Genomic DNA, 23026 nt, shown 5'->3' with positions numbered 1-23026 from the left:
TAGTCATAGTGAAAAATAATCATGATGAAGAACAAAGGTTGTGAAACGATGAGGTTGCCAAAAGATATCATCCTTGAGGATGGAACGTTAAATGAGCAGCGAATTTTAAAAAGGGAAAGCCTTTATAAAGGGATGAATGGCAGGTTTGTTGAACGCTTTTATCTTAATCCTGATCAATCATATATTTTTAAACCTTTGACCAATAATGAGCAAATCGGGAAAGAGGTGTGGGTCCATGATCATATTCTCTCCAACTTCCCAGCTATTTTTCCGAAGATCATTGCCTCCTCCAACCATCACCACCCTGAAACCAGCTGGATGATTCTTGAAGACCTTGGTGCTCTTTCGCATATGTTTGATAAAGAAAGTGTATTGGGTGTTACGAGATATATGGCTTGGTGGCATTCCCTTCCTTCCGAGAATTATAAGGATATGGAATTACAAGGACTAAAGCCACCAATTGAGGAAATAACGGGTGAAGTGCTTGCGAATAGAGAGTATTTTTTTGAAATGCTTCCCTTCCTGGGTCTTGACGCTGAGTCTGTTCATTATATTTTTACATTGCTAAGTAGTTTCATATTTTCAAAGAGGCAGGTTTTGTCTCATGGGGACTTGCATTTAGGTAACTTTGCCATAGCAGGAGATAGAATCATAGTGTTAGATTGGGAGCATACACATTTAAATGTCCCATATTGGGATTTATATCATATGATCGATCTCTCCCATCCGACATTTCCGAAACAAATGTCCAAGTCATTGCGGGAGTTAATCTTGGATCTATATTTGGAACAGGTTGAATGGGAAGTGGATTCCCAGACATTTAAGCAGGAATACTATCTATTCTCAGTTGCTTTTTCCTTCTGGATGATCCTGCTAATAAATAAGGACCTGCAAGCCAAAGAGGCAAAATGGTCAAAAAGGCAGCTTGAAACTCAATTGTCCGAAACCATAGAAAATCTGCGTCAATGTACGGAGATCTTATTTGATACAAAAAGCTAACTAGCTTAATTATAATGAATGATTTCTAATAATCTGCTAATATAATATTAATAGGTAAAATTTTCATAATATAGGTTAATTTATGAAAATCGAAAAAGTTATTATAATGCTAATAACCTTTGTCCTAGAAGCAATCATAACTTATTTTATTGCGTTAAAATTTTCAGTAAGATTTATCGAGGTAATGTTTCTTACAGGTTTGGCTTTTGCTGTTCTTTCGTTTTTCTTTTCAACGGGTGGGGGAAAAATTGCCGATCTACATTCTTCTCAATTAAGTGGGCAAACAGGGATTATTCAAAAAAGAGAACCTTTCATTTTTAGAAGAGGCCAATTTTTATTTCTTCCTCAATTTTTCTGTTTATAGGATTGGTGCTTTTTATTCTTTTAGTCTTAGGGATTATACCACCTGCTTAAACAAAATACTTTAAATGAGTTTATATATACTTGACTGATGATATCATTTTTAAATAACCCTCGGGTAGAAACAAACTTTGGAGGGAACAATGTGCACCAACCCTTGTTTTATAAACAAGGGTTTAATTTTAATTCATTATTTTATTACTTTTGAAATAAGTATGTCTATTTTCATTATAATCTACCCTCTGTTAACTTGCTTTTAAGGCCCTTTTTGCAACTAAAGGGTGCAAATAAGCATAGGGTAATACACAGTCACATTTTAGCCCTGCTTTAACCTCGCTAATGTGAACGAGAGCACCCCCTATTTTTTAATCCGAAAGGTATTCTATTTGGATTCAAATATATTCCTCTAACAAAGCTTGATAGACCTACGAAGAATTATTGTTCTTTCTTCCTCCGCTGATCTAATGCCTCTGAAGCTTTTCTAGCCTTTTCTCTCTGGTCGTAATAATATAAAGCAAGGAAATATCTGAAGAAATATGACCTAGCAGCTACATAATCAAAGGAATATCTCCATTGGTTTGTAGCATAGGTGTGCTTAATTTATGTGGGGCCATTCTTTTATAATAAAGGACTTCGTATATTTATAGACGATTTCCTCAATCGCTCGGTTCGTCAAAGGTTTAGGCTATTTTCTAATATATTACAGCAACGCTGATACTGGTCCTATTTGTAATGTAAACCAGTAATATACTATCCTGTTAAACATTTAGAATTTAAATTAAAAGATTTATAAATAAAAGGATTTATTAAGTAAATACGTAAAAAGCCGTCCTATAACATAGGACGGCTTTTCCTTCTTAAATTCACTCTAAAATTTTTTGGCCGCATTTGGAACAGCTGTTCCAAATGGCAATATTTGTCCCGTCGCAACCTTTTTCATGTCTACTCTATAGGGCCTTTTTTAATTCAAATCATCATCTTTTTTCCAATTATAATATGATTTTTCATCATGAATATTTATTATTTTGTCATTAATAATAATTGTATTATTATCTTTCCACTTAGCCGATGTATCTTCTTTATATGGATACAACCAATATATTGTTTTATCCTTGAATTCTTTCTTATTATCTTTTAAAGATGTAATAGATACTCTTTCTTGAAAATCAACTGTTGCTCCACCTTTATTAATAATAAAGAGTTCAGCTTTATATTTTCCATTAGGAGATATATATTCTTCTTTCTTTTCACCAGTTCCATTAAGTTTATCAAGACTGATATTAAAAAATAAAGAATTTAAGATAAAAATCAGAATGGTAATCACTATAAAAATAGGTAGTATTACAAATAAACTTATTTTTTTCAATGTCATTCTCCTATGTTTTAACTCTATTCTATATTAATTGAAAATATTACGCTATTATTAATCCAAATCTATATCCATTATCATAATCTTTATATCCATCTGTAATAGCTGCTTGATCAGAAGGATCGTCAAAATATGAAGAGATAAATCCCCAATTAGATGTATTACTATACACTTGATACATTCCAGCTGCGCTTTTTAAAACTGTTGTGCTAAATCCAATTGCTCTACCCATATAACCATAATGGTGATTTCCAATATATTCTCCTGTTTTATATGAATCTTTGAAAATATACTTAGTATTTTTTCCTAATTTTCTTTTTAAATCCCAGGGACCATTTGATTTTACCAATGAGTAAAAGATTGAAAGTCTGTAAGTATTGGCAGCCACAGTGCCATTGGATGTTTTTATTTTATTATATGAACTTTTTATTTTTTGTGCTTGTTTCAAATTTGTTTGATATAGCTTTACAACCGTTGAATCTGTTAATTTAGTTGATTTAAGGTAATCAGTAGCTATAGGTGAAGTATTTACACTCAAACGTTCTTGTTCAATTTCTTGTTCAATTGCTGCCTGTTCTTTTTCAAATTCTTTAACTTGAGATGAAATAAGATTTTCTATCATTGCTTTTTGTTCATCTGACAATTCTTCTTTAATATTTGAATCTTCTACTGGTATGTCAGACATGTCCGAATAAATAGTTGATAAATCAGCGTTAGAAGTGCTTGTATTTTTTATCAAATCGCTTTCTGCAGCAGAAACTTTACTATTTCCAGTCAAAGTAGAAATAAAAAGAATTGAAATTAAAAATGTTGATACAATACAGATTTTTTTCTTTCTAAAAACAATTGAAATCCCTCCTGGAAGTTTATGACATTAGTAACTATATCATACAAATTATTAAAAGTTTAGTATTTTTTTACATTTTTGTTATTTTTATATAATTAATATAAAGCTAGGTTCTTCATTTGGTACATTCGAATTCTTTTACTTAAACAGTTTCGGCTGCCTTAATGGCATTCTTTTAGCCTTTAGGGCAATAACATAAAATACAATGTACTATCATCCGTGGCACTCTTCAGTTAATTCATTGCTACCTGTTTCCTAAAATGTTCTTGAATTAATCAGAAGATTGTAGAGGAAGTATACGAAAACCCTATTTCTTTAGAAATATTAGGACTACTGGTGAACCTCGATGCTATAATCAAAACGAAGGCTTAGAACTCTCTACCGGTTGCGACGGAAAAAAAGGATATCCATATGGATATCCTTTTTTTTCTATTTACAATTGGAATATAAAGACTTGTAGGTGTGAAATTCAGAAAATGAACAAAAGTCGAGTACTTTTTATATAAATTTCAAAAAACGAAACGTCCGTTCTTGTTCTTCGTATTACTGAATAAAAGGACTAGAGGTATTTTTGATGCATACGTTAAATAAAATATTGAAACAATATTCTAAAGTTTATAGCCCTCACAAACGGTTAGCTTTTTTGTATTATGCCTTTTGCTCAAACAGTTTAATAATTTCAATCACGTTCTGGGTAGCTTTGATCATATTATCAACGGAAATAAACTCATATTTCCCGTGGAAGTTTTCACCGCCAGTAAAGATATTAGGAGTAGGAAGTCCCATATAGGATAGCTGAGAGCCGTCGGTACCGCCTCGGATTGGCTGGATGATCGGCTTAATGTCCAGGCTTTCCATGGCCTGCTGGGCAATTTCCACAATTTCCTTTACAGGTTTAATCTTTTCACCCATGTTGTAATATTGATCCTTCAGTTCAAGTTGAATGGTGTCGTTCCCGTATTTTTCTTTTAGCTGGTTGACGATGGTCTCCATTGTAGCTTTTCGTTTGTTGAAAATGTCCTTATCATGGTCGCGAATAATGTAGGAAAGCTTTGTTTGTTCTACATCCCCATTAAAAGAAAGTAAATGGTAGAATCCTTCGTATCCTTCGGTATGCTCTGGTACTTCCTGCGGCGGAAGCTGGCTATGCAATTCCATGCCAATTTTCATGGAGTTGACCATTTTGTCTTTTGCAGAACCCGGGTGGATGTTCGTGCCGTTAATGGTAATTTTTGCACTGGCAGCATTAAAGCTTTCGAATTCCAATTCCCCGAGCGGCCCGCCATCAACGGTATAAGCAAACTTCGCATTAAAGGCTGCAACGTCAAACTTATGCGGCCCTCTTCCGATTTCCTCATCAGGTGTGAACGCAACGCGGACCTTGCCGTGTTTGATTTCAGGATGCTGAATCAAATACGCCATGGCTGTCATGATTTCAGTAACACCCGCTTTATTGTCGGCGCCAAGTAAAGTAGTCCCATCGGTGGTAATTAATGTATGTCCTTTATAATTGGCGAGATTTGGGAAGTCCTTTGGTGACAGGATGACATTTAAGGCTTCATTTAATACAATATCGCCGCCGCCATAGTTTTCAAGGAGCTGCGGGTTTACATTTTTTCCAGTGAAGTCTGTGGCAGTATCGACATGAGCTAAGAATCCGATTGTCGGCACGTCCTTATCCGTATTTGCTGGCAGTGTCGCCATTACATAACCGTTCTCATCCATTGTGACCTCTTGCATGCCAATATTTTTGAGTTCATCGACAAGCATTCGCAGCAAGGTCAACTGCCCCGGTGTTGATGGGCAAGTTTCACTGTTTTCATCGGATTGGGTATCCACTTTCACATAGGAAGTAAATCGTTGAATTAATTCATTTTTCACTATTTCCACACTCTCCTAAATTTTATGTACATTCCTTATCTTATCACTAGTATGAAGCGGTTACACGCAATAAGAATATTTTTAAAAAAAGTCACAAAAAATAGATTGACCGCACTGGTCAATAGGGAATACAATGTAATTGACCGGTGTGGTCAATGGCGAAAAGTAAAGGAAGAGGGACTGCCGGCATGTACTCAAAGTTTTTAAATCTCGAAAAAGAAAAGCAAGACAGAATCATTAATGCAGCCATTAATGAATTTGCCCAAAAAGGATTTGATAAGGCCTCTACAAACGAGATTGTAAAAGGAGCTGAGATATCAAAAGGCTTGCTGTTTCATTATTTTCAAAACAAAAAACAGTTATACTTTTTCCTGTTTGACTATTGCTATGAAATGATTGCTGATGCTTATTACCAACATGTTGATTTGGATGAAAAGGACTTTTTTGCGAGGGTTCAAAAGGCGGTCATTTTGAAAATGCAGCTGCAGAAGGACTACCCGGCTCTGTTTAAATTTATGGAATCAGCGTGTTTTGAGGATTCAAATGAGGTTAAGCAAGAAATGGAGCTTAAGATTAAGCAGCTTAGTGAAGTGAATTTCGGGAAGATTTTTGAAGGAATTGATACGTCGAAGTTCAGGGATGATGTGGATGTAACGAAAATCTTGAAAATCATTACTTGGACGCTTGAAAAAGTGAGTGAAGAGGAAAGGATGAAGGTAAGGCATTCTCCTTCACATGAAATTAATTATGCAGAAGTTAAAGTAATTGCCGACGAGTATCTTGAAATCTTAGCGAAATGCTTTTATAAATAGGGGGCTGTCATGATGAATGTCATTGAAATCAAAAACCTGACAAAGACATACGGAAAATCACGAGGGATTAATAATATCAGCTTTAATGTCGAGGAAGGCGAGATTTTTGGGTTTATCGGGCCAAATGGTGCCGGTAAATCCACCACTATCCGGACGCTGTTGTCATTGATCTATCCAACGAGCGGTAGCGCGACCATCTTTGGCAAGGATTGCATTCAATTTGCCCCGGAAGTCAAAAAGGAAATCGGTTATCTGCCGTCAGAGGTATTTTATTACGACAATATGAAGGTTAAGGACCTATTAAAATATTCGGCTAGTTTTTATAAAAAAGATTGCAGTAAAAAAATCAAAGAATTGGCCGAAATCATGGACCTGGATCTCCATAAAAAAATAGACGATCTGTCACTGGGAAACAAAAAAAAGGTCGGGATTGTTCAGGGTCTGCTGCATGAACCGAAGCTAATTATTCTGGATGAACCAACAAGCGGATTGGATCCATTGATGCAGCAAAAGTTCTTTGAACTGTTGGAGGCTGAAAACAAAAAAGGCGCAACGATTCTATTTTCTTCTCATATTTTAAGCGAGGTTCAACGCCTATGTAACCGAGTTGCCATCATTAAAGAAGGTGAAATTGTCACTGTTGAGAAAATTAGCACGTTACAGGAAAATAACTATAAAAAGTTCAAGGTGGAGACACAGGCGCCACTCGGCGAGGGTTATTTCAATATTTCTGGTGTGAACAATTTACAGGTGAAGGGGAACATAACCAGCTTTATTTTTAAAGGAAATATTAATGATGTTTTGAGAAAAATAGCTGAAATTGATGTCGTCAATCTTTGGATTGAAGAGCCTGATCTTGAGGAGATCTTTATGCATTACTATGAAAAGGAGGCCTAGGAAGCGATGAATATGTTTATTCATGAATTAAGGGCCTATCGCAAGTCCACAATTATATGGTCTATTTCGTTAACGCTGATTGTCATCCTGTATATGTCGCTTTACCCTTCTTTTGCAAAGGATGCTGACGATTTTATGAAGGTCTTGCAGGGCTATCCGGAACCAATAAGAAAGGCGTTGGGAATTCATCTTGGCTCTTTCTTTACGATTCTCGGATTCTATTGCTTTCCGTTGTCATTTGTTACGCTGTGTGGTGCCATCCAAGCTATGAATTACGGGACGTCCATTGTTAGTAAGGAGGTCCGGGAGAAAACAGCTGACTTTCTATTAACGAAACCGGTAACACGTACTGCGGTCATGACAGCCAAACTGCTCGCGGTCTTTGCATCGTTGATCATCACCAATATCATTTATTTGGCTTCCGCTAGTGTGATTGCTTATCAGGTGAGAACGGATGATTTCAGCTTTAAAATATTTATCCTCTTGTCGCTGACGATGTTATTTATTCAACTGATCTTCATGGCCATGGGGGTTATTTTATCAGTGCTAATTCCAAAGGTGAAATCAGTCCTGAGTGTCTCGCTGCCAACTGTCTTTGCCTTCTACTTTTTAGGGATGTTTAGTGATACAACTGGTGAAACAGCTAAACGTTATCTTTCGCCGTTTAAATATTTTGACACCGCCTATATTATTAAGCACTCTGCCTATGAGGCTTCCTTTTTAATCGCGGGTGCCATCATTATGTTGCTGGCGATTGCTGCAAGCTATTTCGTGTATCTCAAAAAGGACATCCATGCTGTTTAATCCGAATGGCCGGGACTGGAGGGTTGGTTATGAATATCTTTTTAAAAGAGTTAAAGTCTCATAGAAAATCATTAATATTCTGGTGTATCGGAGTTTTCCTGATGGTGGTATCTGGCATGCAAAAGTATTCCGCCTTCAAGTCATCCGGGCAATCCATCAACGATATGATTGGAAGTATGCCTAAATCGCTAAGAGCGATCCTGGGATTCGGAGCTATGGACTTATCCAAGATCAGCGGCTACTATGCGATGTTGTTTTTGTATTTGTTATTAATGGCGACGATTCATGCCGTGATGCTGGGCGCCACGATTATTGCCAAAGAGGAACGTGATAAAACGTCTGAGTTCTTATTTGTTAAGCCTGTTTCACGACGAACGATTATTACAGCAAAATTGTCTGCTTCTTTCGTCAATATCGTGATCTTCAATCTTGTCACCTATGGCTCGCTAGTCTCCATTATGGGGAAATATAGTAACGGTGAAGATGTGAACGGGGATATCGCCATTACCATGTTAGCGATGTTTATTTTGCAAGTTTTGTTTATGGTCACCGGCAGTGCGATCGCTTCGATTAAAAAACGGCCAAAAACAGCAGCATCAATATCTGCGGGTGTCCTGATGTTGACCTATTTATTATCAATGGCTATTGATTTAAATGACGATTTAGAAGGCCTGAAATATCTGACACCATTTAAATATTTTGAAGCAAAAAATATTATGTTCGGCGGTGGGCTGGAGATCAGCTTTGTCATTATCTCCGTGATCTTAATTGCCGCGCTTTCTGCTATAACGTTTGTTTTTTATGAAAAAAGAGATTTGAATGTGTAAAATGTAAGGGTACCTAAATAGGAGGTGCCCTTTTCACTTTTTTTACAATGGAAATAGTGATAAAATAAATTGTTGAATTGGAAAAAGGAGGAATTAATATGAGTGAAACTAATTTACCGCCAAAAACATGTACGATTGAACGTTTAGTTACGCTTGAAGCAGATGTGAAGAAAGTGCTTTCCGGTGAAAAAACAGCGACTAGAAGAAACGGCAGATACGCTGATCCTGGTGAAATAATGACGTTAGATAGTCAGCAATTTGTAGTAGACAGAGTGTATGAGCAGAGCCTTGGGGAGTTGACAGATAACGATGCCCGCCGTGAGGGTTTCGGGTCATTGGAGGATTATAAGCAATCCATTCTATCTATCCACCCGGGGATGCCTTGGCTTCCGCAAATGAAAGTCTGGGTACATGAATTCAGTCCAGTAAAGTAAAGTGTTACGGTCCAATTATTGGGCCGTTTTTTTATGTCCGGACTAATTATTTGGTGTCTCGAAGGAAACGTCATTATAATAGCTTTATTAGAGCATTATTCTGAGGTGGGGACATGAAGTTTTTATCAAAATATAGTAAAAAGTACTGGAAGTCCTTCAGTTTAGCTGTTTTATTTCTCACCTTTGAGGCTATTTGTGATTTGCTGCAGCCAACCATTATGGCAAAAATTATTGACGTTGGTGTCGCAGACAAAGATATTCATTATGTGTTAAAGATGGGTGGACTGATGCTGTTTATTACAGCTGTTGGAGCTGTCAGCGCCTCTACCAGAAGTATTCTGGCAAGTATTGTTTCTCAAAATTTTGGCGCGGAGCTGCGGTCTGATTTATTTCATAAAATTCAGCGTCTTTCCTTTAAAAATCTAGACCAATTTGACCGTGCGTCCTTAATTACAAGGCTGACGAATGATGTGACCCAAGTTCAGGTGTTTGTAAATGGTCTCATGCGGATCTTTGTGAAGGCCCCGCTGCTCGCTATTGGCGGGCTCATCATGGCAACGCGGTTAAACCTTCACCTCGCTGTTGTCCTTGCGGTTATCGTCCCCTTTGTTGCTGTTTTAATTATGACGAACTTACGATTGGGATTCCCGTTATTTGCCAAAGTGCAAAATGCGTTAGATAAGGTCAATAGTGTCATGCGAGAATATTTATCAGGAGTTCGCGTAGTCAAGGCGTTTAATCGGTTTGATGTGGAGATCGGCAAGTTTACCAAGGCGAATGAGCAGTTTAAAAATCAATCTGTTGCAGCGAACCGGTTGATGGCCATTTTTAGCCCCGCGATTATGCTTACCGTTAATCTGGGTATTGTCGCTGTGATTTGGCTGGGTGGCTGGGGAGTAGACAACGGGGATATCCAAGTTGGTCATATCATCGCATTTATTAACTACATGACGCAAATTCTATTTTCACTAATGATGATTTCTATGGTCTTCAATATGTTTGTCAGGGCCAGAGCCTCTGCAGGAAGGATCAATGAAGTCTTTCTGCAGGAGAGCCATCTGACGTGGAAGAAGGAAACACTGCAACCTGGCTCTGGAAGAATCGATTTTGAAAATGTATCGTTCTCCTATGATGAATCAGGTGGTGAGCCTGTTTTAAAAAATATTAACTTAACCATTCTGCCAGGTGAAATGGTGGGCATTATAGGTTCAACCGGGTCAGGAAAAAGTACGTTAGTTGGGCTGATTCCCCGTTTTTATGACGCCTTGAGTGGGACGATTAAGGTTGACGGTGAGGAGATTCGTTATATTAATCCTAAGAAGTTAAGGGAGAAAATGGCGATTGTCCCACAAAAAAATATCTTATTTTCGGGAAGTATTGCGGAGAATATCCGCTGGGGAAAAGAAGATGCCACACAGGAGGATATCGAAGAAGCGTCCAGAATTGCCTGCGCGGCTGACTTTATTGCCGTCGCGCCCGAAGGCTATGAGACTCGCATAGGTCAAAGCGGTGTCAATTTTTCTGGAGGGCAAAAACAACGGATGTCCATTGCCAGAGCCTTACTAAAAAAACCGGACATTTTGATATTGGATGATAGCACCAGTGCGGTTGACGTCGCTACCGAAGCGAAAATGAAGGCTGGTTTAAGGAAGTATGCGCAAGGAATGACCTGCATTCAAATTGCCCAACGAATCACCTCGATTTTGGATGCAGATAAAATTATCGTCCTCGATCATGGGGAAATCGTTGGTATGGGCACCCATACAGAATTATTGGCAGAGTGCAAAATCTATCAGGAAATCTACCGTTCGCAAATGGGCAAGGAGGTGCTGTAACATGGCAAATGGAACAGAACAGCAACGTAACAATCCTCCGGGTCCTCCGCCACTGCGGCCAGGCGTAGCACATCGCCGTGGTCCAGTAGTAAAACCGAAGAATTTTACAGGCACTTTAAAAAGACTTTGGTACTATTTTGGGAAAGAGCGAAACAAACTTTCTCTGGTTTTTTTATTTATTATAATCGATTCGGCACTGGTCTTGATGAATCCCTATCTCATCGGAAAAGCCATCGATGCCTTGACGTTGAAGCATGGAAAAGTCGATTTTACCTTCTTGGAAATTATGATGATCGTACTTACCATCGCTTATATTTCTGATGCTGTCCTTACCTTTCTCCAGGGCTGGCTAATGGCGGGTGTTTCCCAACGGATTGTGAAGCGATTAAGGGATTCTATTTTTAAAAAACTGCAAAAGCTTCCGGTTGCTTTTTTCGACTCCCGTACCCATGGGGAATTGATGAGCCGACTTTCCAATGATGTGGATAACGTCAGCAGTACGATTTCCCAATCGACGACTCAGCTGATGTCAGGTGCGATTGTTATCGCAGGGTCGCTGATCATGATGCTGGTATTAAGTCCGATTTTAACCTTGGCTAGCATGATTACCGTCCCGCTCGTGTTTTTACTAACCCGAACCATAGCCAAACGAACCAGTATCTTATTTAAAAACCAACAGGTTCAGCTAGGAAAATTAAACGGACATATTGAAGAAACCATTTCTGGTATTGAAGTGGTCAAGGCTTTTAACCATGAAGAAAAGGTAATTGAAGAGTTTGAGAAGGTGAATACAGAGCTTCGTGATGTCGGCCTTAAGGCTCAAATTTGGTCAGGGTTCTTAATGCCAATTATGAACGTGATTAATAATCTTGGCTTTACGGTTGTGGCGATTGTCGGGGGGATCCTTGCGGTGAAGGGGCATATTACAGTTGGTGCCATTGCCAGCTTTATCACCTATTCACGGCAGTTTGTCAGACCGCTTAATGATCTTGCTAATATCTTTAACATTCTTCAGTCAGGAGTGGCGGGGGCAGAACGGGTTTTTGAAATGATGGACGAACAAGAAGAGCCTAAGGATGAAGCAAGTGCCATTTCCTTGGAACATCCGAAGGGTCATGTGGTGTTTGAAAATGTCAGCTTTGGTTATCGACCTGATGTCCCGATTTTAAAGAATGTCAGCTTTGAAGCTCACGTTGGCAGCAGTACGGCACTAGTCGGCCCAACAGGTGCAGGAAAAACCACGGTCGTGAATCTATTGACCCGCTTCTATGACGTGACTGGCGGGAGAATTCTATTAGATGGCCGAGACATCCGGGAATATACAAGGGACAGCTTACGACGTTGCTTCGGCTTTGTTTTACAGGATACTTATTTATTTTCCGGAACAATTAAAGAAAACATCAAATATGGAAAGCCAAATGCCACCGATGACGAGGTAGTAGCTGCGGCAAGAATGGCAGGAGCGGACATTTTTATTAGAAGGCTGCCGCGCCTATATGAGACTGAACTCTCGGAAAATGGCGGAAACTTAAGTCAAGGTGAGAGGCAACTGCTGGCAATTACCAGGGTCATGTTGGCAAAACCCTCCTTATTGATTTTAGATGAAGCGACAAGCAGCATCGATACGCGGACAGAGCTTCACATTCAGCAGGCACTGTTGAAATTAATGGAGAATCGCACCAGCTTCATTATCGCCCACCGCCTCAACACCATTCGTGATGCTGATAATATTATGGTTATTGACAAAGGGCAGATCATTGAATCCGGGAATCATGAGGACTTGCTGGCTGAGAGAGGGCGCTATTACCAGATGTTTTCTAGTCAGTTTAAGAATGTGGAAGGTGCGGGGAATTAGATCGTTATTTAAATGGAGGACTGTTTTAGAAGGAAAGACGCCTTGCCTTCGGACATGAACTAGCATAAAAGAGCACCCTGTGTCCGAAGAAGCCTCGCCTTCGGACATAAACTTGAATAAAAAGCTACCTCGTGTCTGAAGAAACCACGCCTTTGGACAGGGACTAGCATAAAAGGAGCAACCGTGTCTGAAGAAGCCACGCCTTCGGACATGGACTAGCATAAAAGGAGCAACCGTGTCTGAAGAAACTTCGCCTTCGGACATGAACTTGAATAAAAGGCTCCCCCTTGTCTGAAGAAGCTTCGACATCGGACATGGACTAGCATAAAAGGAGCAACCGTGTCTGAAGAAACCACGCCTTCAGACATAAACTAGCATAATAGGAGCAACTGTGTCTGAAGAAGCCACGCCTTGAGACATGAACTTGAATAAAAGGCTCCCCTTTGTCTAAAGAAGCTTCGACATCGGACATGGACTAGCATAGTAGGAGCAACCGTGTCTAAAGAAACCTCACCTTCAGACATAAACTAGCATAAAAGGAGCAACTGTGTCTGAAGAAACCACGCCTTCAGATATGAACTTGCATAATAGAAGCAAACGTGTCTGAAGAAGCCACGCCTTCGGACATAAACTTGAATAAAAAGCTACCTCGTGTCTGAAGAAACCACGCCTTCGGACATGGACTAGCATAAAAGGAGCAACCGTGTCTGAAGAAACCACGCCTTCAGACATAAACTAGCATAAAAGGAGCAACTGTGTCTGAAGAAACCACGCCTTCAGATATGAACTTGCATAATAGAAGCAAACGTGTCTGAAGAAGCCACGCCTTCGGACATGGACTAGCATAAAAGGAGCAACCGTGTCTGAAGAAACCACGCCTTCAGACATGAACATGAATAAAAGGCTCCCCCGTGTCTGAAGAAGCTTCGAAATCGGACATGGACTAGCATAATAGGAGCAACCGTGTCTGAAGAAGCCACGCCTTGAGACATGAACTTGAATAAAAGGCTCCCCTCTGTCTAAAGAAGCTTCGAAATCGGACATGGACTAGCATAGTAGGAGCAACCGTGTCTAAAGAAACCTCACCTTCAGACATAAACTTGCATAAAAGAAGCAACCGTGTCTAAAGAAGCCACGCCTTTGGACATGGACTAGCATAAAAGAAGCAACCGTGTCTGAAGAAACTTCGCCGTCAAACATAAACTTGAAAAATAAGCTCCCTCATGTCCAAAGAAACCACGCCTTAGGACATGGACCTACTCAAAAATCCTTTGCAGGCGAAAAGATAAGGGATCCAGTCGTTAAGAAGGGCTCATAACGACCGCGTGAATAAAAAAATGGGGGCTCCGGTTGTTATGGAAGAGTTCATAAAGCCCCTCCAATTGGAAAAGTAATAGGTGTTTTATTTTGGGGAACGTAGAGACTTTCTATGTTCCCTTTTTTCAGGAGTAACTACATTTTGTGGAAGGTAGACCTCGTCTATCTACCCTTATTACACGATTGACTGCATTATTGGAAACGTAGAACCTATACACTGAAAAAAATAGTAAGTGACACATGTAAAGACAACTGTTAAAATATTTTTTGTTATTCTTTATCTAAATATATTCCCTAAAATCAACGCTTTTAGGAAATAATAATTGAAAGCAGAAGATGAATAGGAGGTAGTAAATTGAACAATATGAAAGAGATATCCGAGCGCAGGCTTCTGGGCATTGCTGGAATGGGCTGGATGTTTGATGCGATGGATGTGGGCATGCTCTCCTTTATTATTGCGGCATTAAAAGAGGAATGGGGATTAACGCCGGGACAAATGGGCTGGATTGGTTCAATCAATTCCATTGGGATGGCAGTTGGTGCCCTGATTTTTGGTTTAATGGCGGATAGCATCGGAAGAAAACATGTCTTTATTATTACGTTATTATTATTTTCCCTTGGCAGTGGTGCTTCTGCCCTTACAAATACCTTATCTGCTTTTCTAGTTCTAAGATTCTTAATCGGAATGGGGTTAGGCGGAGAACTTCCTGTTGCCTCCACTCTAGTATCCGAAAGCGTCCCAGCTGAAAAGCGCGGCAGGACAGTAGTCCTACTGGAAAGCTTTTGGGCAGGCGGCTGGTTAATTGCTGCGATTATTTCCTACTTTATCATTCCTAATTACGGATGGAAATTGGCTTTAGTCATTAGTGCCCTTCCTGCTCTTTATGCCTTATATCTACGAATTGGGATTCCTGATTCACCAAGATTCTCGGCCATAAAAGGGGCAGAAAAAACATCTGTTTTTCAAAACTTAGGGAAATTGTGGTCCAAGGAGTACAGCCGAAATACGGGTATGCTTTGGATTGTTTGGTTCTGTGTCGTGTTCTCCTATTATGGGATGTTTTTATGGCTGCCAAGTGTAATGGTGATGAAGGGGTTTAGTTTAATTAGGAGCTTTGAATATGTCCTAATCATGACACTGGCGCAGCTTCCGGGTTATTTTACGGCAGCTTGGTGTATTGAAAAATTTGGACGAAAATTTGTTTTAGTTGTTTACTTACTCGGGACAGCTCTAAGTGCATACTTCTTTGGAACAGCTAATTCCACAGCGTTATTGATGACCTCTGGAATTTTGTTATCCTTCTTTAACCTTGGTGCGTGGGGCGGACTCTATGCTTACACACCTGAGCAATATCCTACCGCTGTTCGCGGCACAGGTTCAGGCATGGCCGCTGCTGTCGGTAGAATTGGCGGTGTGCTCGGCCCATTATTAGTTGGATATTTTGTTGCACAAAAGATGCCAGTTTCGACAATCTTTACAATCTTTTGCATCTCTGTACTAATCGGAGCTGTGGCCGTTTTTGTATTGGGAAAAGAAACGAAAAAACAAGAACTAGCGTAGGAATATAGGAGGGGCCTCTTGCAAAAAGGAGGCCTCTTTGCTTTTACTGAATTTGTAAATTTATCATACTTTTTGTAAAACGTTTGTCCCTATTCAATCCGTCGTCTAATATTTAGACAAAATAATAAAAAAAGTGTTTTTCTTTTCTGATAAAATGTAAATTCTTATCTTATTTATCGGGTTTACAGTGATTTCCACTATCTACAATATAATAATTGTTATTTTCTAAATTATTTTAAAATAGAAGATATAAAGACTAGACGAACTTTAAAATATTATGTACAATGTTTTCAGAATATTAATTGTTTTAAAAAATTTGGAAAAAAGAGGATCGGTAAAAAAATTAGGGGGTAATGCAATGGGTAAGAAGAAAGTAGCAGGTATTTTTATGTCTTTCATGATGGCGGCAGGTGTCCTAGCGGGTTGTGGCTCGGCAAGTACTAGCGGCAGTGAAGACAAAGGCGGAGAAATCAAGATTGGTGCAAACCTTGAGCTTTCTGGCGGGGTGGCTTCTTACGGTCAATCGATTAAAGAAGGTCTAGATTTAGCTATTCAAGAGATCAATAAAGATGGAGTAGACGGTAAAAAGTTAAAACTTGTTACGGTGGATAATAAGTCTGATGCTTCAGAAGCAACAAGTGGTGCTATCAAACTAGTCAGCCAAGATAAAGTTGCTGCCATTATTGGTGCGGCAACAAGTACGAATACTTTAGCCCAAGTTCAAATTGCCCAAGATAATAAAGTGCCGCTTATTACACCTACCGGAACGAACCCAACCGTTACATCGAAAGACGGCAAATTAAATGATTTCGTATTCCGTACCTGCTTTATTGACCCGTTCCAAGGTACAGTTGCTGCCAACTTCGCTGCTAAAGAAGAAAAAGCAAAAACAGCTGCTATTTTAATAGACAGCTCCAGTGACTATGCAAAGGGACTTGCGGCTGCATTCAAATCGTCCTTTGCTAAGAAAGGCGGAAAGGTAGTAACGGAGGAAGCATATGTAGCTAAGGACACGGATTTCCATGCAACATTAACAAACATTAAGTCCAAAAATCCGGATTTCGTATTTATTCCTGGTTACTATGAAGAAGTTGGATTAATTGTGAAACAAGCCCGCGAGCTAGGATTAAGCGTTCCTATGATGGGTGGAGACGGCTGGGATTCTCCTAAACTAGTAGAAATTGCCGGCAAAGACCCGCTTAATAATACGTTTATCACTAACCACTATTCCTCTGGAGACAGCGATCAAAAGGTTCAGGATTTTGTAAAAGCCTTCAAAGCTAAATATGATGGTAAATCACCAGACGCATTTAACGCCTTAGGATACGACTCAGCTTACTTCCTTGCTGATGCCATTAAGCGTGCAGGAAGCAGCGATTCCAAGAAAATTCAAAAGGCCCTTGCAGAAACGGACGGTTTAGAACTAGTTTCCGGGAAAATGAAACTCGATAAAAACCATGACCCAATTAAATCTGCTGTTATTTTAGAGTACAAAGACGGCGAGCAAACGTTTAAAACGAAGGTTAACCCTTAAATTTTATAGCGTTTAAATGAATAGGGAGCATTCAGGTGTTCCCTATTCACCTTTTAATTTATTAGGAAATTTTTCCTATCCTCTAGGGAAGGAGCAACAAAAATGGAGCAATTTATACAGCAATTAGTCAACGGTGTTTCCTTGGGGAGTATTTACGCGTTAATTGCCCTTGGATATACAATGGTATATGGAATTGTAAAATTAATTAACTTTGCCCATGGAGATGTCTTCATGGTCGGTGCATTTATCGGATTTTATTCCATTACAATGTTTCATTTAGGATTTTTCTCCGCATTAATTATTGCCATGGTGGCATGCGCCATTTTCGGGGTGTTGATCGAACGGATCGCTTATAAGCCTTTGCGGAATGCAACAAGAATTGCGGCACTCATTACAGCCATTGGTGTTTCCCTGTTTATTGAGTATGGAACCATCTACATTCGCGGAGCACAGCCAGAAGCATATCCAAACGACATTGTTCACTTAAAGAGTTTGGAAATTTTCGGAGTAAAAATTAGTGGCGAATCGATTCTCATTTTGGCTGTTTCGATCGTTCTAATGATTTTACTGCAATTCATTGTTCATAAAACCAAAATCGGTAAAGCCATGCGTGCTGTTTCTCATGATATGGATGCAGCAAGATTAATGGGGATTAATGTTAATAACACCATTTCCGCTACATTTGCCATTGGTTCAGCTTTAGCAGGAGCAGCAGGTGTTATTTTTGGAATGTACTATACGAAAATTGAGCCATTGATGGGGATTATACCTGGGTTAAAAGCCTTCGTTGCTGCCGTATTGGGCGGTATCGGAATCCTTCCGGGTGCCATGACTGGCGGATTGTTATTAGGTGTTATTGAAGCTCTTGTCAGCGCAGCAGGCTTCTCGCTGTGGCGTGATGGGGTAGCGTTCGTTGTATTGATTCTGATCCTGATTTTCCGTCCAGCAGGGCTTTTTGGAAAAAATGTCAGGGAAAAGGTTTAGGAGGTGGCTTAAGCGATGAAAAAGGGAAAAGGGTTTTGGGCATCAGTCGTTTTAGCCGTTGTTTTTGGAGTTGTCGTCCAATTTCTTATTAATGGGGAGATATTGAATTCCTTTTATGTGAATACCTTGTTTTTTATGGGGATTAATATCATTTTGGCTGTCAGTCTGCACTTAATCATAGGGATTACCGGACAGTTCTCGATTGGACATGCTGGGTTTTTAGCCGTGGGTGCCTATTCGTCAGCGATTATCACAATGAAATTGGGAATGCCGTTTCCGGTGGCGTTACTAGTTGGCGGTATAGCAGCAGCCATTGCTGGTCTAATTATCGGGATTCCTACATTAAGACTTCGAGGGGACTACTTGGCGATTGCCACTTTAGGATTCGGCGAAATCATGCGGATTGTCTTTTTAAATATTGATTACGTCGGTGGAGCGAGCGGTATGACCGTATCCCACTTCACAACATGGCCTTGGCTATTTGCTTGTGTTCTAATTACGATTATTGTCATTGTAAACTTTACAAATTCTACACATGGACGTGCTTGTATTTCCATTAGGGAAAATGAAATTGCTGCAGATGCAATGGGAATCAATACAACCTATTACAAAGTTATTGCCTTTGTGATTGGTGCTTTCTTTGCAGGTGTGGCAGGTGCCTTACATGCACATAATTTCTATATTATTCAGCCAACCAACTTTGGCTTCTTAAAGTCATTTGATATTTTAATCTTTGTTGTGCTTGGTGGTTTGGGTAGCTTGTCTGGCTCTGTGATTGCTGCGATTTTATTAACGATTATTTCAACTTTCCTATCCAATTACCCAGAGGTTCGGATGGTCATTTATAGTCTCGTGCTCATTGTGATGATGCTATTTCGCCCGCAAGGCTTGATGGGAACGAAGGAAATTACCTCTTTCTTAAAACTTGGAAAGCCTGCTAAAGGAGGGTCTCATAATGCGAACTAATACACCATTGCTTAAAGTAGAGAATGCCGGGATCCGATTTGGCGGATTAAAGGCAGTTTCTGCTGTAAACCTTCAATTAAATCAAGGCGAGCTAGTGGGCCTTATTGGTCCAAACGGTGCGGGAAAGACCACTTTTTTCAACCTATTAACAGGTGTTTACGTTCCAACTGAAGGAAGCATCTCGCTAGATGGGGAGAAATTAAACGGACAGGCCCCTTATCGTATTACAAAAAAAGGGATCAGCAGAACGTTCCAAAATATTCGTTTATTTGGTGAATTATCTGTATTAGATAATGTTAAGGTAGCTTATCATTCCTTAGCCAAGCATTCTATTATTAGCTCCATTTTTCGTCTCCCTTCTCACTTTTCCGGAGAAAAGGAAATGGAGGAGAAAGCGATTGAGTTTTTAAAAATTTTCAAGCTCGACTCGGTGATGCATGAGCAGGCGAAAAACCTACCGTACGGTCAACAGCGCCGTTTGGAAATTGCCAGAGCACTTGCGGCGAATCCCAAATTATTATTATTGGACGAGCCTGCGGCTGGGATGAACCCTCAGGAGACAGAAGAACTGATGAATTTAATAGCCTTGATTCGTGAACGGTTCTCGCTAACAATTCTATTAATTGAACATGATATGGGTTTAGTAATGGGAGTCTGCGAGCGAATTTATGTGTTGGATCATGGCCAACTAATTGCCGATGGTACTCCGGAACAAATCAGAAATAATCCAAAAGTCATCGAGGCGTATTTGGGCGAGGAGGTCTCTTAACATGCTAAAAGTAAATAATATCAATGTCTATTATGGAAATATCCATGCATTAAAGGGAGTATCCCTCGATATCAATCCAGGTGAGATTGTCACGTTGATTGGAGCCAATGGTGCTGGCAAAAGTACACTATTAAAGACGCTTTCCGGATTGTTGAAGCCGAAGAGCGGGGAGATTTTATTTGAAAATGAGCATATCTCAGGCAAGGTGCCCCAATTGATCGTAAAGCGGGGGATGTCTCAAGTTCCGGAAGGGCGTCGTGTTTTTGCCAATATGTCCGTTGAAGAGAATCTGGAATTAGGCGCCTATTTGCGCAAGGATAAAAAAGGAATTCAAGAAGATTTTGAAAAAATCTATCAGTTATTTCCTCGTTTACACGAGCGTCGAAAGCAGCAGTCAGGTACCTTATCAGGCGGTGAGCAGCAGATGCTTGCCATGGGAAGAGCCCTAATGGCCCGCCCTCGTCTGTTATTGCTGGATGAGCCTTCAATGGGCCTTGCACCACTGTTGGTAAAAACAATCTTCCAAATTATTGAGGAAATAAATAAAACGGGTACCACTATTTTATTAGTTGAGCAAAACGCGAATATGGCATTGTCAATCGCTGATCGTGCCTATGTTATTGAAACGGGAAAAATAGTTGCCTCGGGTACGGCTGATGAGCTAAGTCAAAGTGACCAAATCAGACAGGCCTATCTTGGAGGGCATTAAAAAGGGAATCGGAGAGGTCCGATTCCCTTCAATTTTTACATTTTTATTTTTCGCTGCTCAGGATCCCATTTAAGTTGGAATCGTTCTTTTGGTCTTAATTGAGCCTTAATTTTATTGGAATAATCCTCGTAAAGCTGTTCTAGGCCTACTAATGCCAGTGAAAAGAAGTTTGCATAATTTTTCTGTACTTCCCACTTTAACTCATTCTTTCCACAGATACTGTAATGATTCAATTCCACAATTTCCTTTTGCAGCTTGGCTAGTGGCTCTGCCCGCTCATCTTCAGGAAGGACCAGAATTTGATCAATTTTTTCAATATACTCCTTGGATTTATGAATTTTATCTTGGATATCCTGATAGCCGTCCAGATCAATTAAGTGATATTTTAATTTGAAATCATTCAGCTTTTCTGCTGCTTCATAGGTAGAATTCACGATATCATCCCGGGTCATTTCCCTAGTTTCGTAGCTTAGCATATGCTTCCACGATGGCTGGGTGATGGCCTTACGGTGATCCTCAAGTGTATGACAGAATTTTTTATAGCCGTGAATTTCCGGATGCTCGAATGCCGGGCTGGCCGGATCCAGGAATGGAGCAAGCGGTGCGACAAAGTAAAAGATTCTTGGGTCTTGATTACAGGCAAGGTGAATCGTTTCGCAAAAATCAATGTTGTCAACAGCGCTTTGGTAGGTCTGTCCAGGGATCCCGACCATGAAAAATAAGTCGACTTTTTTACAGCCGTGTTTTAAGGCGTAATTAAGCGTATCGATTACTTTGTTATTGGTGCAGTTGAACTTCCCATTATACCGTCTGATGTTTTCATCGTGTGTTTCCAAAGTAATTTCAATACTGTAGTTACGCACACTATCATTGATTCGCTTAAAGAAATCCTCATCGGCATACTGGAATAATTCAAAGACCAGTTCATTTTTTAGATTCATTTTCTTAATTCCATCCAACAATTCATTCATATATTCACGTCCGCCCTGACGGATATCATGAAGAATAAAGATGGGCGCACGGCTGAACCGTTGGATAAATTGAATGTCTTCTAAGAGCTTTTTGGGCGATCGAAGAGCAAGTGAATTTCGGTTGCAGTTTTGGTTATACGCCTCTTTGGAGCCACCGCAAATCAGACAGTTTTGCGTACAGCCACGGGCAGTCAAAATTGCGGTGTTTGGATATTGCAGCCAACCGTTATATGGAAGCGGATCCAAAAAGTTGCGATATTTAAAGACAGAGCGAATCGTATAGCGGTAACCCGGTACATCGACATCATCAATATCCGTTGGAACGTAAGTGATGGGATTGAAGCCAATTTCACTTCCCTTTTTCCATGTAAGATTGGGAATATCCGCATAGTAGGTGTTCCCGGTCTCAATTTTGTTCATCAACAGAAGCATCAGTTTTTCCGTTGAATCACCACGCATGACAAAATCGATAAACGGATATTCGATTAGCTCCTTATGATAATAGGTTGAAGACAATCCTCCAAAAATGATCGGGGTGGTTGGATGTAGTTTTTTTACAATTTTGGCTAATTCAATGCTCCCATGTGCATGCGGCAGCCAGTGGAGATCGATTCCGAACGCCGTTGTTTGTATTTTTCGTAGTTTCCCCTCAACATCGAAGCTCTCGTTCATTAACATCCGATTAGCAATATTGATTATTTTTACCTTGAGCCCGTACCTTTCCAAATAGTCAGCAATACTCGTCAATCCGATTGGGTACATTTCAAAAACGGGTGAAGACGGCACTACATCACTAATCGGGCCGGCTAGCAGTGAATTTTTCCGAAAGTCATATACGCTGGGAGCATGTAATAAAACTAAATCATATTTCATGATTACCACCTCAAAAGAATGTAAATGGGCAGAACTGGCGCTTTTTAGATCAGTACAGATCCTATATAAAAAGCTCTATAATACGTGAATAATCTCACATTCATATTTTTGTAAAATATTTCAGTAATTTTAGTTTACTATAATCACTTTTTAATAGAGTGACAAATGGGTGACAAATTTTGGTTGATTTTGTGTAAATCCATTATGGATAAGGTATTAAATCAAAAATTTGTTATAATGCCATTAAAGAAAGGATCAATTAAACTTGTCTGTTGATTTCTGCTCCAGGCACTTCGCTTTCCGTGGGCGTTTCGGCGAGCCTCCTCGGCGCTTGCGCCTGCGGGGTCTCTCCAGAACCGTACTCCCACAGGAGTCTTCGTGCCTTCCGCTCCAATCAACAGTGTTCTTTAATACAGCCTATA

Annotated in this window: 19 protein-coding genes; 15 read left to right on the top strand and 4 right to left on the bottom strand. The window is 39.8% G+C overall.

The window, feature by feature from the left end:
- The first annotated feature begins 48 nt into the window (after positions 1–48).
- Both ACI3K6_RS08545 and ACI3K6_RS08540 read left to right on the top strand, forming a co-directional pair.
- On the top strand, positions 49–999 hold the full coding sequence (locus tag ACI3K6_RS08545) for a phosphotransferase family protein (protein ID WP_435554466.1): 951 nt from the start codon (positions 49–51) through the stop codon (positions 997–999).
- 82 nt (positions 1000–1081) lie between these two features.
- Positions 1082–1363: a hypothetical protein gene (locus tag ACI3K6_RS08540; protein WP_435554465.1), complete on the top strand. Its 282-nt coding sequence runs from the start codon at positions 1082–1084 to the stop codon at positions 1361–1363.
- Between the two features lie 957 nt (positions 1364–2320).
- Here the strand turns inward: ACI3K6_RS08540 and ACI3K6_RS08535 are convergent.
- From ACI3K6_RS08535 to pepT, 3 genes are all read right to left on the bottom strand, one after another.
- Entirely contained in the window at positions 2321–2725 is a 405-nt protein-coding gene (locus ACI3K6_RS08535; protein ID WP_435554464.1) for a DUF5412 family protein, read from the bottom strand.
- A 46-nt stretch (positions 2726–2771) separates the two neighbouring features.
- Entirely contained in the window at positions 2772–3467 is a 696-nt protein-coding gene (locus ACI3K6_RS08530; protein WP_435554463.1) for a polymorphic toxin type 44 domain-containing protein, read from the bottom strand.
- Positions 3468–4223: 756 nt separating this feature from the next.
- Positions 4224–5456: a peptidase T gene (pepT, locus tag ACI3K6_RS08525; protein WP_435554462.1), complete on the bottom strand. Its 1233-nt coding sequence runs from the start codon at positions 5454–5456 to the stop codon at positions 4224–4226.
- Positions 5457–5611: 155 nt separating this feature from the next.
- Between pepT and ACI3K6_RS08520 the strand changes: the two genes are divergently transcribed.
- The 13 genes from ACI3K6_RS08520 to ACI3K6_RS08460 all read left to right on the top strand — a co-directional run bounded on the left by ACI3K6_RS08520 (position 5612) and on the right by ACI3K6_RS08460 (position 20760).
- Positions 5612–6268, top strand: coding sequence for a TetR/AcrR family transcriptional regulator (locus tag ACI3K6_RS08520; RefSeq protein ID WP_435554461.1), 657 nt, complete (start codon positions 5612–5614; stop codon positions 6266–6268).
- A gap of 12 nt (positions 6269–6280) precedes the next feature.
- Positions 6281–7165, top strand: a complete 885-nt coding sequence (locus tag ACI3K6_RS08515; RefSeq protein ID WP_435554460.1) for an ABC transporter ATP-binding protein — start codon at positions 6281–6283, stop codon at positions 7163–7165.
- A 6-nt stretch (positions 7166–7171) separates the two neighbouring features.
- A complete protein-coding gene (locus tag ACI3K6_RS08510) occupies positions 7172–7969 on the top strand; it encodes an ABC transporter permease subunit (RefSeq protein ID WP_435554459.1) in 798 nt (265 codons plus the stop codon).
- Positions 7970–7998: 29 nt separating this feature from the next.
- Positions 7999–8796: an ABC transporter permease subunit gene (locus tag ACI3K6_RS08505; protein WP_435554458.1), complete on the top strand. Its 798-nt coding sequence runs from the start codon at positions 7999–8001 to the stop codon at positions 8794–8796.
- A 98-nt stretch (positions 8797–8894) separates the two neighbouring features.
- Complete coding sequence (locus ACI3K6_RS08500; protein ID WP_435554457.1) at positions 8895–9230, top strand: ASCH domain-containing protein; 336 nt, start codon at positions 8895–8897, stop codon at positions 9228–9230.
- Positions 9231–9343: 113 nt separating this feature from the next.
- A complete protein-coding gene (locus ACI3K6_RS08495; RefSeq protein ID WP_435554456.1) occupies positions 9344–11065 on the top strand; it encodes an ABC transporter ATP-binding protein in 1722 nt (573 codons plus the stop codon).
- 1 nt (position 11066) lies between these two features.
- Positions 11067–12920, top strand: coding sequence for an ABC transporter ATP-binding protein (locus ACI3K6_RS08490; RefSeq protein WP_435554455.1), 1854 nt, complete (start codon positions 11067–11069; stop codon positions 12918–12920).
- Positions 12921–14601: 1681 nt separating this feature from the next.
- On the top strand, positions 14602–15798 hold the full coding sequence (locus tag ACI3K6_RS08485) for an MFS transporter (protein ID WP_435554559.1): 1197 nt from the start codon (positions 14602–14604) through the stop codon (positions 15796–15798).
- A 358-nt stretch (positions 15799–16156) separates the two neighbouring features.
- A complete protein-coding gene (locus tag ACI3K6_RS08480) occupies positions 16157–17332 on the top strand; it encodes an ABC transporter substrate-binding protein (protein WP_335474114.1) in 1176 nt (391 codons plus the stop codon).
- 102 nt (positions 17333–17434) lie between these two features.
- Positions 17435–18316, top strand: a complete 882-nt coding sequence (locus ACI3K6_RS08475) for a branched-chain amino acid ABC transporter permease (protein WP_335474116.1) — start codon at positions 17435–17437, stop codon at positions 18314–18316.
- A gap of 15 nt (positions 18317–18331) precedes the next feature.
- The gene (locus tag ACI3K6_RS08470; RefSeq protein ID WP_335474118.1) at positions 18332–19282 is read left to right on the top strand and encodes a branched-chain amino acid ABC transporter permease; all 951 of its coding nucleotides are present in this window, start codon (positions 18332–18334) and stop codon (positions 19280–19282) included.
- Positions 19272–20051, top strand: a complete 780-nt coding sequence (locus tag ACI3K6_RS08465) for an ABC transporter ATP-binding protein (RefSeq protein WP_435554454.1) — start codon at positions 19272–19274, stop codon at positions 20049–20051. The genes ACI3K6_RS08470 and ACI3K6_RS08465 overlap by 11 nt, the downstream gene beginning before the upstream one ends.
- 1 nt (position 20052) lies before the next feature.
- Positions 20053–20760, top strand: a complete 708-nt coding sequence (locus ACI3K6_RS08460) for an ABC transporter ATP-binding protein (protein WP_435554453.1) — start codon at positions 20053–20055, stop codon at positions 20758–20760.
- Between the two features lie 35 nt (positions 20761–20795).
- Here ACI3K6_RS08460 and ACI3K6_RS08455 read toward each other — a convergent pair whose 3' ends face one another.
- Positions 20796–22604 (bottom strand): TIGR04190 family B12-binding domain/radical SAM domain protein, encoded by a 1809-nt coding sequence (locus ACI3K6_RS08455; RefSeq protein ID WP_435554452.1) that lies wholly within the window; start codon positions 22602–22604, stop codon positions 20796–20798.
- Between the last annotated feature and the right edge of the window lie 422 nt (positions 22605–23026).

Source organism: Neobacillus solisequens (assembly GCF_051233465.1).
GTDB lineage: Bacteria > Bacillota > Bacilli > Bacillales > Cytobacillaceae > Neobacillus.
Note: the sequence above shows the minus strand (reverse complement) of the source record. Positions and strands in the feature narration are given on the sequence as shown.

Excerpts from the sequence above, each read along its gene's own strand:
- ACI3K6_RS08475 (WP_335474116.1), top strand. The coding sequence starts at position 17,435 with ATGGAGCAATTTATACAGCAATTAGTCAACGGTGTTTCCTTGGGGAGT.
- ACI3K6_RS08460 (WP_435554453.1), top strand. The coding sequence starts at position 20,053 with ATGCTAAAAGTAAATAATATCAATGTCTATTATGGAAATATCCATGCA.
- ACI3K6_RS08495 (WP_435554456.1), top strand. The coding sequence starts at position 9,344 with ATGAAGTTTTTATCAAAATATAGTAAAAAGTACTGGAAGTCCTTCAGT.
- ACI3K6_RS08485 (WP_435554559.1), top strand. The coding sequence starts at position 14,602 with ATGAAAGAGATATCCGAGCGCAGGCTTCTGGGCATTGCTGGAATGGGC.
- ACI3K6_RS08500 (WP_435554457.1), top strand. The coding sequence starts at position 8,895 with ATGAGTGAAACTAATTTACCGCCAAAAACATGTACGATTGAACGTTTA.
- ACI3K6_RS08545 (WP_435554466.1), top strand. The coding sequence starts at position 49 with ATGAGGTTGCCAAAAGATATCATCCTTGAGGATGGAACGTTAAATGAG.
- ACI3K6_RS08455 (WP_435554452.1), bottom strand. The coding sequence starts at position 22,604 with ATGAAATATGATTTAGTTTTATTACATGCTCCCAGCGTATATGACTTT.
- ACI3K6_RS08515 (WP_435554460.1), top strand. The coding sequence starts at position 6,281 with ATGAATGTCATTGAAATCAAAAACCTGACAAAGACATACGGAAAATCA.
- ACI3K6_RS08520 (WP_435554461.1), top strand. The coding sequence starts at position 5,612 with ATGGCGAAAAGTAAAGGAAGAGGGACTGCCGGCATGTACTCAAAGTTT.
- ACI3K6_RS08540 (WP_435554465.1), top strand. The coding sequence starts at position 1,082 with ATGAAAATCGAAAAAGTTATTATAATGCTAATAACCTTTGTCCTAGAA.
- ACI3K6_RS08505 (WP_435554458.1), top strand. The coding sequence starts at position 7,999 with ATGAATATCTTTTTAAAAGAGTTAAAGTCTCATAGAAAATCATTAATA.
- ACI3K6_RS08510 (WP_435554459.1), top strand. The coding sequence starts at position 7,172 with ATGAATATGTTTATTCATGAATTAAGGGCCTATCGCAAGTCCACAATT.
- ACI3K6_RS08490 (WP_435554455.1), top strand. The coding sequence starts at position 11,067 with ATGGCAAATGGAACAGAACAGCAACGTAACAATCCTCCGGGTCCTCCG.
- ACI3K6_RS08470 (WP_335474118.1), top strand. The coding sequence starts at position 18,332 with ATGAAAAAGGGAAAAGGGTTTTGGGCATCAGTCGTTTTAGCCGTTGTT.
- ACI3K6_RS08480 (WP_335474114.1), top strand. The coding sequence starts at position 16,157 with ATGGGTAAGAAGAAAGTAGCAGGTATTTTTATGTCTTTCATGATGGCG.
- ACI3K6_RS08465 (WP_435554454.1), top strand. The coding sequence starts at position 19,272 with ATGCGAACTAATACACCATTGCTTAAAGTAGAGAATGCCGGGATCCGA.